Source organism: Variovorax sp. GW821-FHT09A10, from assembly GCF_059418385.1.
In genome coordinates this window covers 36,968-48,710 of the sequence record NZ_JBWKPT010000013.1, presented here as the reverse complement: position 1 = coordinate 48,710, position 11,743 = coordinate 36,968, and the positions used below count along the sequence as shown (strand labels likewise).

Annotated in this window: 12 protein-coding genes; 5 read left to right on the top strand and 7 right to left on the bottom strand. The window is 69.6% G+C overall.

Annotation, left to right across the window (positions count from 1 at the left end):
- Nucleotides 1–21: 21 nt before the first annotated feature.
- The 5 genes from AC07Q9_RS29645 to AC07Q9_RS29625 are packed head-to-tail and all read right to left on the bottom strand — an operon-like array spanning nt 22 to nt 4,254.
- Entirely contained in the window at nt 22–570 is a 549-nt protein-coding gene (locus AC07Q9_RS29645; RefSeq protein WP_062481403.1) for a TIGR00725 family protein, read from the bottom strand.
- Nucleotides 521–1,342, bottom strand: a complete 822-nt coding sequence (locus tag AC07Q9_RS29640; protein WP_095747076.1) for an ABC transporter permease — start codon at nt 1,340–1,342, stop codon at nt 521–523. The genes AC07Q9_RS29645 and AC07Q9_RS29640 overlap by 50 nt, the downstream gene beginning before the upstream one ends.
- 9 nt (nt 1,343–1,351) lie before the next feature.
- Complete coding sequence (locus AC07Q9_RS29635) at nt 1,352–2,428, bottom strand: extracellular solute-binding protein (protein WP_062481407.1); 1,077 nt, start codon at nt 2,426–2,428, stop codon at nt 1,352–1,354.
- 24 nt (nt 2,429–2,452) lie between these two features.
- Nucleotides 2,453–3,481: an ABC transporter ATP-binding protein gene (locus AC07Q9_RS29630; RefSeq protein ID WP_495312741.1), complete on the bottom strand. Its 1,029-nt coding sequence runs from the start codon at nt 3,479–3,481 to the stop codon at nt 2,453–2,455.
- A 5-nt stretch (nt 3,482–3,486) separates the two neighbouring features.
- Complete coding sequence (locus tag AC07Q9_RS29625; RefSeq protein ID WP_070061918.1) at nt 3,487–4,254, bottom strand: ABC transporter permease; 768 nt, start codon at nt 4,252–4,254, stop codon at nt 3,487–3,489.
- A 187-nt stretch (nt 4,255–4,441) separates the two neighbouring features.
- On the opposite strand from AC07Q9_RS29625, the gene AC07Q9_RS29620 reads away from it, so the two are divergent.
- Both AC07Q9_RS29620 and AC07Q9_RS29615 read left to right on the top strand, forming a co-directional pair.
- Nucleotides 4,442–5,356: a LysR substrate-binding domain-containing protein gene (locus AC07Q9_RS29620; RefSeq protein WP_070061858.1), complete on the top strand. Its 915-nt coding sequence runs from the start codon at nt 4,442–4,444 to the stop codon at nt 5,354–5,356.
- Nucleotides 5,357–5,408: 52 nt separating this feature from the next.
- Complete coding sequence (locus AC07Q9_RS29615; RefSeq protein WP_495312740.1) at nt 5,409–6,311, top strand: ketopantoate reductase family protein; 903 nt, start codon at nt 5,409–5,411, stop codon at nt 6,309–6,311.
- Between the two features lie 111 nt (nt 6,312–6,422).
- Here AC07Q9_RS29615 and gorA read toward each other — a convergent pair whose 3' ends face one another.
- On the bottom strand, nt 6,423–7,781 hold the full coding sequence (gene gorA / locus AC07Q9_RS29610) for a glutathione-disulfide reductase (protein WP_495312739.1): 1,359 nt from the start codon (nt 7,779–7,781) through the stop codon (nt 6,423–6,425).
- A gap of 223 nt (nt 7,782–8,004) precedes the next feature.
- Here gorA and AC07Q9_RS29605 point away from each other — a divergent pair, with 223 nt between their 5' ends.
- Complete coding sequence (locus tag AC07Q9_RS29605; protein ID WP_495312738.1) at nt 8,005–8,286, top strand: double zinc ribbon domain-containing protein; 282 nt, start codon at nt 8,005–8,007, stop codon at nt 8,284–8,286.
- 150 nt (nt 8,287–8,436) lie between these two features.
- Entirely contained in the window at nt 8,437–10,389 is a 1,953-nt protein-coding gene (locus AC07Q9_RS29600; protein ID WP_495312792.1) for a PEP/pyruvate-binding domain-containing protein, read from the top strand.
- Nucleotides 10,390–10,401: 12 nt separating this feature from the next.
- Here the strand turns inward: AC07Q9_RS29600 and AC07Q9_RS29595 are convergent, their stop codons facing one another.
- A complete protein-coding gene (locus tag AC07Q9_RS29595) occupies nt 10,402–11,313 on the bottom strand; it encodes an MBL fold metallo-hydrolase (protein ID WP_495312737.1) in 912 nt (303 codons plus the stop codon).
- 106 nt (nt 11,314–11,419) lie between these two features.
- Between AC07Q9_RS29595 and AC07Q9_RS29590 the strand changes: the two genes are divergently transcribed.
- Complete coding sequence (locus AC07Q9_RS29590; RefSeq protein WP_492683655.1) at nt 11,420–11,743, top strand: ArsR/SmtB family transcription factor; 324 nt, start codon at nt 11,420–11,422, stop codon at nt 11,741–11,743.

Sequence of the window (11,743 nt, the reverse complement as noted above, 5' to 3'; positions counted from 1 at the left end):
GTCGATGGGGAGGCCAGACGATCAGTCCAAAAGGCAGGCCAGCACCTTGGCCAGCATGTCGTCCACGTCCGTGGCCTGCACCGCGCCGGGCAGGGCGACGTCGCCGTGCATCACGAACACCGGCTTGCCCCATTTCAGGCCCATCGCCATCTCCGACAGCGTGCCCATGTTGCCGCCGATGGCGACCAGGCACACGCCGCTGCGCGCGATGATGCCATTGCGCATCTCGCCCATGCCGGTGGGAATGGCCACGCTGAGCCATTCGTTGGCGTGGCGGTCGTCGTCCTCGGGCAGGATGCCCACGGCGATGCCGCCGGCTTCCACCGCGCCGCGCGAGGCCGCGGCCATCACGCCGCCGCGCCCGCCGCAGACCACCGCCATGCCCGCGCCGGCCAGCGCATGCGCCACCGCGTAGGCGGCCTCGCATTCGGCCGGGCCGCCGTCGCCCGGGCCGAGCATCGCCACCGGCTGGCGGTGGCGCTGCGGCCCCCACTGCCGTTGCGCCAGGCGCGTCAGCGCCTCAGTGACCGGCGCCGACAGCACCGCGCTCGCGCCTTCGTGTAAAGACATCGCCCACTCCCATCACGACCACACACACCACCATCAGCACCAGCGACAGGGCCGCCGCCACCGCGAAATCGGACCCGCCGTCGCCCACCTGCGCGAGCAGCATCAGCGGCAGGATGTTCAGCTGCGTGCCCACCAGCGCCAGCGCCGTGCCGTAGGTGCCCATGGCAATCGCGGCCACCATGCAGGCGTTCGACAGCACCGAGGGCAGCACCTCGGGCAGCACCGTGTCCCGGAAGGCGCGCGCCTTCGAGGCGCCCAGCGTGCGCGCCGCCTGCGCCGGGCGCAGGTCGAGGTTGGCGAACACGGGGTACAGCGACAGCGCCACGCGCGGGATCAGGTAGTAGGCATAGGCCAGCCCCAGGCCCGACACGCTGTAGATCCAGCTGCCGATCACGGCCGGGTCGGCGCCCAGCCCCGCGAGCAGCTGCGTCACGAAGCCCGCGCGGCCGAAGGCCAGGATGAAGCCGTAGGCGATCACCAGCCCCGAGAACGCGAGCGGCAGGCCCAGCAGCGTCATCATCCATTGGCGCCGGCCTTCGGGCTGGCGCGCCAGTTCGATGGCGATGCAGGTGCCCACCAGCGCCGAGATCGCGCCCGCCGCCAGACCCAGGCCCAGCGTGTTGCGCAGCGCGCCGAAGAACAGCGGGTTGCCGAACAGCCGCCCGAAGGCACTGCCGCCCTCGCCGAAGGCCTCGGGCAGCAGCGCCGCCAGCGGCACCGCGAAGAACAGCGCCATGAAGGCCCAGGCGGGCCAGGCGCCAAAGCGTCGCATCACGGCCTCTTACTTGCCCAGCGCGGCCTGCGCCCAGAGCTTGTCGACCTCGGCCTTGCGCTCTGAGGCCTTCACCACGTCGAGGGGCTTGATCTGCGGCGCGGCCGGCATCTTGGCCGCGACATCGGCCGAGAGCGGCGTGCCCGGCACGGCAGGGCGCACGAAGCCCTGCGCGAACAGCGACTGGCCCGCCTCGCTCATGATGAAGTTGAGCCACAGCTTGCCGGCGTTGGGGTTCGGGCCGTTCTTCACCAGGCTGATGGCGTAGGGCGCGGCCACGCTGGCTTCCTTCGGAATCACGACCTCGACCGCATCGCCCATGCCATCGACATGCTTGGCCTTGAGGCCGTCGTTCTCGTAGCTGATCCACACCGGGATCTCGCCCTTCAAAAACTTGGCATACGGCGTGGTGCCTTCCACGCGCAGCACGTTGCCGGCCGCATGCAGCTTGCCCAGGTAGTCGGTGCCGGGCTGCACGTTGTCGACGCTGCCGCCGTTGGCGTAGGCCGCGGCAAAGGTCAGCACCTGGCCGATGCCGGTGGAGCGCGGGTCGAGGTAGACCACCGTGCTCTTGAACTCGGGCTTGAGCAGGTCGGCCCAGCCGGTGGGCACGTTCTTCACCAGCTTCTTGTTCACGAGGAAGGCGATGTTGAGCGTGTGGATGGTGAACCAGCGGCCCTCGGCCTCGCGGAACACGGCGGGCAGCTTGTCGAAGTTGACGGGCTTGAAGGGCGCGACCACATCCTTCTTCGCGGCGTCGACGGCCGAGGCGGCGAAGTAGTAGGCGGTGTCGGCTTGCGGGCGGCGCTTGGTCTTCTCGAGCGCGACGACGGTCGCGGCCGAGCCGATGTCGTTGTAGGTCAGCTCGATCTCGGGGTAGCGCTTCTTGAAGTCGCGGAACAGCGACTTCCAGTTGGCCCATTCGGGGCCGGTGTCGAAGGAGACGCACAGGCCTTCCTTCTGCGCTTCGGCGTACAGCGCCTTCTCGCCCGCGTAGAGCTCGGGGCCGTCGAAGGCAAAAGCGGTGCGGGCCAATGACAGCACGGGCAGTGCGCCGGCGGCCTGGATCAGATGTCTGCGTTGCATGGAGGGCTCCTTGGAAGGAAAAGGTCAGTGGTCGAGCAGGCGAAGGTGTTCGGGGGCGATGGCGATCGCTTCGGCCGCCGGTGCGGCCGACTCGGCGAGGAAGGGCTTTCCGGCACCCGCCACGTCGAAGTCGTAGCGCGTGAGCGCGCCCAGGTAGCGCTGCGCGCCGGTGCGGCCGGCCAGGCGGTTCACGCTGTCGGGCGTCGGGTCGGGCTGGATGTGTTCGGGCCGCACCAGCACATGCACCGGCGTGCCGAAGGGCCGGTTGCCGGTCTCGGCGAAGAGTTCGGCAAAGCCCATGTCGAGCCGGCCCGGCGAGGCCACCTTGGCGGGCAGGATGGTCGAGAGCCCGACGAACTCCGCCACCGCGCGGCTCGCGGGGTGCTCGTAGATCTCGCGCGGCGTGGCGATCTGCAGCAGGCGGCCGTCCTTGAGCATGGCCACGCGGTCGGCCATCACCAGCGCTTCTTCCTGGTCGTGCGTGACCAGCAGCGTGGTCGCGTTGAAGCGCTGCTGGATCGCGCGGATCTGGTCGCGCAGATGGCCGCGCACGCTGGCGTCGAGTGCCGACAGCGGTTCGTCGAGCAGCAACGCGCGCGGATCGATGGCGAGCGCACGGGCCAGCGCCACGCGCTGCTGCTGGCCGCCCGAGAGCTGCGCCACGGCGCGCTGCGCGTAGTCGCCCAGCCCGACGATCTCGAGCAGCTCCTGCGCGCGCTGGCGGCGCGGGGCCGTGTCCACCTTGCGCAGCTTGAGCCCGTAGGCCACGTTGTCGAGCACGCTCAGGTGCGGAAACAGCGCATAGCTCTGGAACACCATGCCGATGTGCCGCTGGTGCACCGGCGTGCGCGACATGTCGTCGCCGCCGAGCACGATCCGGCCCGTGTGGCCGGTCTCCAGCCCCGCCACCAGCTTGAGCAGCGTCGACTTGCCCGAGCCGCTGGGCCCGATCACCGCCACGAGCTCGCCCGTGCGCACGTCGAGCGACACGTCGTGCAGGCCGTGCGTGCTGCCGGGGTAGTTGTAGCTGACGGAATCGAGGAGGAGGCTCATGGGAATTACGCGCGCTGCTTCACGAGGGAGGAAGAAAGAAGGGCCGACGCGCTCGCCAGCACGAGAAGGATGACGGTCGCCGCGCAGGCAAAGCCCGTCGCGCCGTAGAAGGCCTGCAGCAGCACCACCGGGTAGGTGCGGTTCTGGAAGCTCGTGAGCAGGTTCGACAACCCGAACTCGCCCACCGAAATGGCCGCCACCATCACCAGCCCGCTGATCAGGCTCTGGCGCAGGCTGGGCAGCACGATGCCGGTGAACTGCTGCCAGCCCGAGGCGCCGAGCGTCGCGGCCGCCTGCTCGAGCCGCCCGAGGTCCAGGTGGCGCAGGTCGGTGAGCAGCGTGTTCGTGAGGTAGGGCAGCGTGAGGATCGCGTGCGCCGCGATCAGCAGCGGCATCGAGCCCAGCCACGGCGCGAGGTCGGTGTTGAACACGATCATGTAGCCGAAGGCCAGCGTGATGGTCGGCACCGCGACCGGCGTGGCGCTCACGATGCGCGCCGCGATGCTGCTGCCGCGCCGCGCGCCGTGGTACAGCGCATAGGCCAGCGGCAGCGCCAGCACCGTGTTGATCGCGCAGGCCGCCATCGCCACCACGAGGCTGCTCACGAAGGCCTTGCGGAACGAGGTGTCCAGCCACAGGTCGACATACCACTGCCCGGTGACGCCCGTGGGCAGCAGCGTGTTGGTCCAGTTGCCGCCGAAGCTGCCGATCGCCAGCAGGGCGATGGGCAGCAGCAGGTACAGGCCGTAGACGAGCGAGATGCCGCGAATCAAGGGGGTGTCTCCGAAGGTCTTGCGCACCCGGCATACTTTCCGGATGCTCTACTTTTTGCCCACGGCGGATTGCCGCGTTCCAGCGAATTCTAGGAAGCAGATGCACACTTATGGGTGAAAGTTGGATGACGACACTTGAGCAATCGGCAAGTGTTTTTCACACGACTTTCATCAACCGGAGCCAGGCATGAAACGCGACTGCCCCACCATCCAGGAACTGCTGGCCTTCGACGCCGTGGCGCGCCAGCAGAGCATCACGCTCGCGGCCGGTGCGCTGTGCATCACCGTGAGCGCCGTCAGCAAGCAGATCGCGGGGCTCGAGGCTTTCCTCGGCCGCGAGCTGCTGCAGAAGAACGGCCGCGGCGTGCAGCTCACGCCGCAGGGGCGCGTGTACTGGCAGAAGATCTCGGGCGGCCTGCGCGCCATCGAGACCGCGACCTTCGAGGCGCGTTCGGGCGATGCCGGTGCCGGCCTGCTCACGCTGGCCAGCGTGCCCACCTTTCTCACCAAATGGCTCATTCCGCGCCTGCCGGCCTTCAGCCAGAAGAGCCGCCACGTGATGCTGAGCTTCAGCCGCCACCTGGAGCCCAGCGACGGCATCCCGGCCGGCGTCGATGCCGCCATCCGCTACGGCCCCGACGGCTGGCCCGGCGTGGTGTCCGAATACATCGCGGGGCGCGAGTTCGTGCTGATCGTCGCGCGCGCGCTGGTCGAGGGGCGCCACCGCATCGTGCAGCCCATCGACATCGTCGGCCACACCTTGCTGCACCACGAGGGCGCACCCACCGCCTGGCGCCAGTGGGCCGCGCAGCACGGCGTGCCCGAGGTGCAGACCGTGGCCGGCCCGCGCTTCGCGCAGTACTCGGCGCTGATCCAGGCGGCGCTCAACGGGCTGGGCATCGGCCTCGTGCCGAAACTGCTGGTGCAGGAAGAGCTGGCCGAAGGCGCGCTGCTGAGCCCCTGCGGCACGCCGGTGCGCGTGGACCAGGGCCACTACCTGTGCTATCGGCCCGACCGCCTCGACCTGCCGGCCTTCGCGGCGTTTCGCGAATGGATCATGGACGAAGGGCAGAAGTCGCGCGGCGTGGAGACCGAGGCATGAAGCGGCCGTCTTCGCTACGCTCTGCCACCGGAACAACCAAGGAATCGAATCGATGAAAGTCGCAGTCATGGGTGCCGGCGCGGTCGGCTGTTACTACGGCGCCATGCTGGCGCGCGCGGGCCACGAAGTCGTGCTGATCGGCCGGCCTTCGCATGTGGAGGCGGTGCGCGCGAACGGTCTGCGGCTTGAGACGAAGGCCTTTGATGAACAGGTGCGCCTCGAGGCCAGCACCGAGGCCGGCGCTGTGCAGGGCGCCGACCTGGTGCTGTTCTGCGTGAAGTCCACCGACACCGAATCGGCCGCCGCGCAGATCGGGCCGCACCTCGCGCCCGGCGCGCTGGTGCTCACGCTGCAGAACGGCGTCGACAACGACGCGCGCGTGCGCGCGGCACTGCCGTCGCACGACGTGGCCGCCGCCGTGGTCTACGTGGCGACCGAGATGGCGGGGCCGGGCCATGTGAAGCACCACGGCCGCGGCGAGCTGGTGATCGCACCCTCGCGCCGCAGCGACGAGGTCGCGCAGGCACTGATCGCCGCCGGCGTGCCCACGCAGATTTCCGACAACGTGCGCGGCGCGCTGTGGGCCAAGCTGGTGCTCAACTGCGCCTACAACGCGCTGTCGGCCGTGTCGCAGCTGCCGTATGGCGAGCTCGTGCAGGGCACCGGCGTGACGGACGTGATCCGCGACGTGGTCGCCGAATGCCTCGCGGTGGCGAAGGCCGAGGGCGTGGTGATTCCGGGCGACGTCGACGCGGCGGTGCGCGGCATCGCGCAGTCGATGCCCTCGCAGTATTCGTCGACCGCGCAGGACCTCGCACGCGGCAAGCGCAGCGAGATCGACCACCTCAACGGGCTGGTCGTGCGGCGCGGCGAGGCGCTGGGCGTGCCGACGCCGGCGAACCGGGTGTTGTTCGTGATGGTGAAGCTGCTGGAAGGAAAACAACAGCCTCGTTGATGACGTCTTCGCGCGGAACACCGCGGAACCGGCTTTGCCGGGCCGCTGGTGTTGCCCCCGGTAGGGGGTTGGCGAAGCGACACGAAGTGCGCGAAGACTGGGGGTGAGCCTTTATCCCGGCATCGGCTCGCGCATCGTCACGAACTCTTCGGCGGCGGTGGGATGGATGCCGATGGTGCTGTCGAACAGCGCCTTCGTCGCGCCCGCGCGCATCGCCACCGCAAAGCCCTGCACCACCTCGCCCGCGTCCGCGCCCACCATGTGCAGGCCCACGACGCGGTCGCTCTTCTTGTCGACCACGAGCTTCATGAAGGTGCGCTCGCTGCGGCCCGAGAGGGTGTGGCGCAGCGACTTGAACTCGCTGGAGAACACGGTCACTTCGCCGAACTTCGCGCGCGCGTCGATCTCGCTGTAGCCGCAGGTGCCGATGTTGGGGTGGGTGAAGACGGCGGTGGGAATGAACTCGTAGTCCATGCCGCGCTTGCCTTTGCCGAACAGCGCATCGACCACCACCATCGCCTCGGCCAGCGCCACGGGCGTGAGCTGCACGCGGGTCGAAACGTCGCCCACCGCATAGATCGACGGCACCGAGGTGCGGTAGTGCGCATCGACCGCGATGGCGCCCTTGGCGTCGAGCTTCACGCCCGCGGCCTCGAGGCCGAGGCCCTGCGTGTTGGGCACGCGGCCGGTGGCGAAGAGCACGGTGTCGGCCTCGATCTGCTGGCCGCGCGCGAGCGTGACCACGAGGCCGTCGGGGCCGCGCGCGATGGACGAGGCCTCGCAGTTCAGCCGCACGTCGACGCCGGCCTTGCCCATCTCGTTGGCCAGAAACTGGCGCACGTCGTCGTCGAAGCCGGTGAGCAGGTGGGCGCGGCGGTGCAGCTGCGTCACCTTGGAGCCCAGGCCGTTGAAAATCGAGGCGAACTCGCAGGCGATGTAGCCGCCGCCCACCACCAGCAGGCGCTTGGGGAACGGGTCGAGGTCGAACATCGCGTCGGAGGTCACGATGTGCTCGCGGCCTGGAATGTCGGGCACGAAGGGCGTGCCGCCGGTGGCCACCAGCAGGTGGCGCGCGGTGTGGCGCCTGCCTTCGATTTCCACGGTGTGCGCATCGACCAGTTGCGCCCAGCCGGTGACGAGCGTGACGCCCGAGTTCTTCAGCAGCGAGCCGTAGATGCCGTTGAGGCGGCCGATCTCCTTCGCGCGCTGGGCCTTGAGATGCGCCCAGTCGAACTGCGGCGCCGCGGGCAGCTTCCAGCCGTAGCCTTCGGCTTCCTCGAACGACTCGGCATAGCCGGCCGCATAGCTGTAGAGCTTCTTCGGGATGCAGCCCACGTTGACGCAGGTGCCGCCGAGCTCGGCGGCCTCGGCCAGCGCGACGCGCGCGCCGGTCTGCGCCGCCATGCGCGCGGCGCGCACGCCGCCGCTGCCGCCGCCAATGACGAAGAGGTCGAAATCGAATGGTTGCATGTGAAAGACGCTCCTTGCGGCCGACTGTAGCGGCGGGGCGATGGCGGCGCTTCGCGCGCGGGCATGGCCGTGAAGCACCGCGGCCCGCGAGGGTCTTTGTCGGGGGGCGCTTGACCCTGAAGCTGCTTCAGGGAATCCACTGTCTGCAGGCCCGCGGGAATTCATCGCCACCGGCGACGTTGCCACCGGCCTGTTGCACGACGCAAGGGAGAAACACATGGGCATGCTGGAACGACTCTTCGGTGGACATGGCGGCGCGCGCCACGGCGGCGGGGGCGGGCACCATAGTTCGCAAGGCGGCCATGGGTACGGCCGCGACGCACCGCCGCCGCCGCCCGGCGGCAGTGCCTGCCCGGCCTGCCGCGCGATGAACGCCGCGGGTGCGCGCTTCTGCCAGCAATGCGGTACGCCGATGCTGCCCGCGGCCTGCCGGCAGTGCGGCACGGCGATGGCGCCCGGCGCGAAGTTCTGCGCGCAATGCGGGCAGTCGACGCAGGCGACGTAGCGCGGCTGACGCGCGAAAAAAGGGGGCGAGCCGCCAGCGAGAATCCGCGCTTGTCGGCAATGAAGGAGGAGCCCCATGAAGAACGATTCCAACAGGCAGAAGAAAGACGGCACGACACTGGCCTGGCTGCCGGTCCTGGCGCTGTGCGCGATGGCCGTCGCGCCGGCCGGCGCGCAGCTCGCGCGCAAGCCGTCGTACTACCAGCAGCAGAACCAGCCACAGCCCGAAGGGCCCGCCGCGCAGCTCGTGCCGCGCCCCGCGGTGCCCGCCTCGTTGCCGGCGCTGCGCAGCCAGGGCGATTTCGACACGCTGGCGCGCGTCTACGACGCCGGCACGCCGATGCAACTGGCCCATGTGCTGTTCGCGATCGACCGGCAGGCGAAGCCGGCGCGCATGCACTACATCGACACGCCGCGCTTCCAGCTGCATGTGCGCTTTTTGCGTGACACGCGGCTCACGCCGAACACGATCAAGCGCGAGATCGACCGCAACTACCTCGTGCCCGACCGCCGCTTTTTGTTCGGCACGCTGAGCTGGCAGCAGAACATCGGCACCTTCACCTACGAGTTCTGGGAAGGCGACCGGCTCACGGTGCCGCTGCTGCGCGAGGCCGAGGCGCAGGTGAAGGCCAGCTTCTTTGCGCCGGTGAAGTTCAAGACCAACTCCACGCTGCACGAGCGCATCGCGAAGGAGGCCGGCATCGACTTCGTGAGCCAGGAGGCGCTGATCCGCGAGCAGCCCTTCCTGCCGATGAACCTGGGCACCGCCACGGGCCGCGTGCGCATCGTGAACGACGCCTCGGGCCTGAACGCGCTGCTGCCCGACGACATCGCCGTGCTGCGCGAGGTGCCGATCAACCTGCCGCCGGTGGCCGGCGTGCTCACAGAGCGGCCGTCCACGGCGCTGTCGCACGTCAACCTGCTGGCCAAGGGCTGGGGCATTCCGAACGCCTACGTGCGCGATGCCGCCACGGTGCTGAAGGCGCACGCGGGCCAGTGGGTGGCGCTGAAGGTGGCGGCCTCGGGCTACCAGCTGCGCCGCCTCACGCCGGAAGAGATCGCCGCCTTGCCGCCGCGCGCGGTGCGTGCGGCTGCCACTGGCGCGCTGCCCGGCAGCCAGGCCGCGAAGCCGGACCTGCGCGAAACGCGCCTGCTGCCGCTGGCCTCGCTGCGTGCGCGCCACAGCGTGCAATGCGGCTCGAAGGCGGCCAACCTCGGCGCCGTGCTGGCCGCGCGCATTCCCTCGACCACCGTGCCCGACGGCTTCTGCATTCCGTTCGCGCACTATGACCGCTTCATGCGATCGAACGGGCTGGCCGAGCGCATCGCGCGCATGCAGCAGCAGCCCGGCTTCGCGGGTGACCCGCAGGTGCGGCTGAAGGCGCTGGCGCAGCTGCGCGACGAGATCGTGCAATGGCCCGTCGAGCCCGCCACCGCGGCGGCCTGGCGCGCGGCGTGGCAGGCGCAGCTGGGCGGGGGTGGCGTGTTCGTGCGCAGCTCGTCCAACTCGGAAGACCTGCCGGGCTTCAGCGGCGCGGGGCTCTACACGACGGTGCCCAACGTGAAGACCGGCGACGCGCTCGAGCTTGCGGTGAAGAAAGTGTGGGCTTCGGTGTTCAACCCCGAGGCCTGGGAGGCGCGCAGCGCCGCGGGCTTCGGTGCCGAGTCGGTGCTGATGGGCGTGTTCGTGCAGACCGCCATCGACTCGACCAACGCCGGCGTGATGATCACGCGCGACCCCTTCGACGCGGGGCATCCGCACGTCACCTACATCTCGGCCAAGCGCGGCATCGGCATCCGCGTGGTCGAGGGCAAGCGCGTGGCGGAGCAGGTGATGTACTCGAGCTGGTCGAAAGCCATCCAGGTGCTCAGCCGCTCGGCCGAGGAGACGGCGCTGCAGCTGGACAAGGACGGCGGCGTGAAGGAAGTGCCAGTGGAAGTGGGCCGCCACGTGCTGACCGACGAGCTGGTGGTGCGGCTCGCCAACGTGGGCGCGGCGGTGAAGCGCACCTTCAACGCGGTCGACCAGGACATCGAATGGGCGACGGTGGGCGACAAGATCGTGCTGCTGCAGGCGCGGCCGTATGTGGAGCGGCGGCGCTAGTTCACTGCGCGCTCAGCCCGGCGTGGCAAGCGGGCGGTGGCCCGGCAGCGTGTTCAGTGGAATGCGCAGGTAGGCCACGCCGTTGTCGTCGGGCGGCGGCAGGCGGCCGCCGCGCACGTTGACCTGCATCGACGGCAGGATCAGCGTCGGCACTTCGAGCGTGGCGTCGCGCGCGGTGCGCATGCGCACGAACTCGTCTTCGCCGATGCCGTCGCGCACGTGGATGTTGTGGGCGCGCTGCTGCGCCACCGTGCTCTGCCAGCGCGGCTCGCGCGTGGCGGGCGGGTAGTCGTGGCAGACGTACAGCGTGGTCTCGGGCGGCAGCGCGAGCAGCCGGCGCATCGAGCGGTAGAGTTCGCGCGCATCGCCGCCCGGAAAGTCGGCGCGCGCGCTGCCCAGGTCGGGCATGAAGAGCGTGTCGCCCACGAAGACCGCGTCGTCCACGAGGTAGGCCATGTCGGCCGGCGTGTGGCCGGGCACGCGCAGGGCCTGCGCCTCGATCTCGCCGATGTGAAAGCGCTCGCCGTCCTTGAACAGGTGGTCGAACTGGCTGCCGTCGGGCAGGAAGTCGCGTTCCAGGTTGTAGAGGCTGCGGAAGGTGGCCTGCACGGTGCGGATGTGCTCGCCGATGGCGATGCGCCCGCCGGCCTGCGACTGCACATGGCGCGCGCCCGAGAGGTGGTCGGCGTGCGCGTGGGTCTCCAGGACCCAGTCGACCTGCAGCGCCTGCGCGCGCACGTACGCCAGCAGGCGGTCGGCCGACGCGGTGTCGGTGTGGCCGGAGCGGAAGTCGTAGTCGAGCACCGGGTCGATGACGGCGGCGCGCTTCGTCGCATGGTCCCAGACCACGTAGGACACCGTGCCCGTCGCGGGATCGAAGAAGGCCTGGGTGGTGGCGCGTGGGGGCATGGGGGTCGGGGTCATCGGCGCTCCTTCTGCGGTGCCTGGAAGCCAGGCCGTCGTTCATTCAATCAAGCGACAAATATTATATGAATTCATATAATGTTATTTCGCGAACTGTCATTTCCCCATGAAGACCTCGACCCCCGCCATCGACCCCGAACGGCTGCGCAGCGCTGCCGGCCAGGCCGTCGCCGTGCTCAAGCTGCTGGCCCACGAGGCCCGGCTGCTGCTGCTGTGCCAGCTCTCGCAGGGCGAGATGTGCGTGAGCGACCTCGAAAGCACGCTGGGCATCCGCCAGCCCACGCTGTCGCAGCAGCTGTCGGTGCTGCGCACCGAAGGCGTGGTGGACACCCGCCGCGAGGGCAAGAACATCTACTACCGCGTGGCCGACCCGGCCCTGCTCGAGATCCTGGCGGTGCTGTACCGCCTCTACTGCCCGAAGGAGAACTGA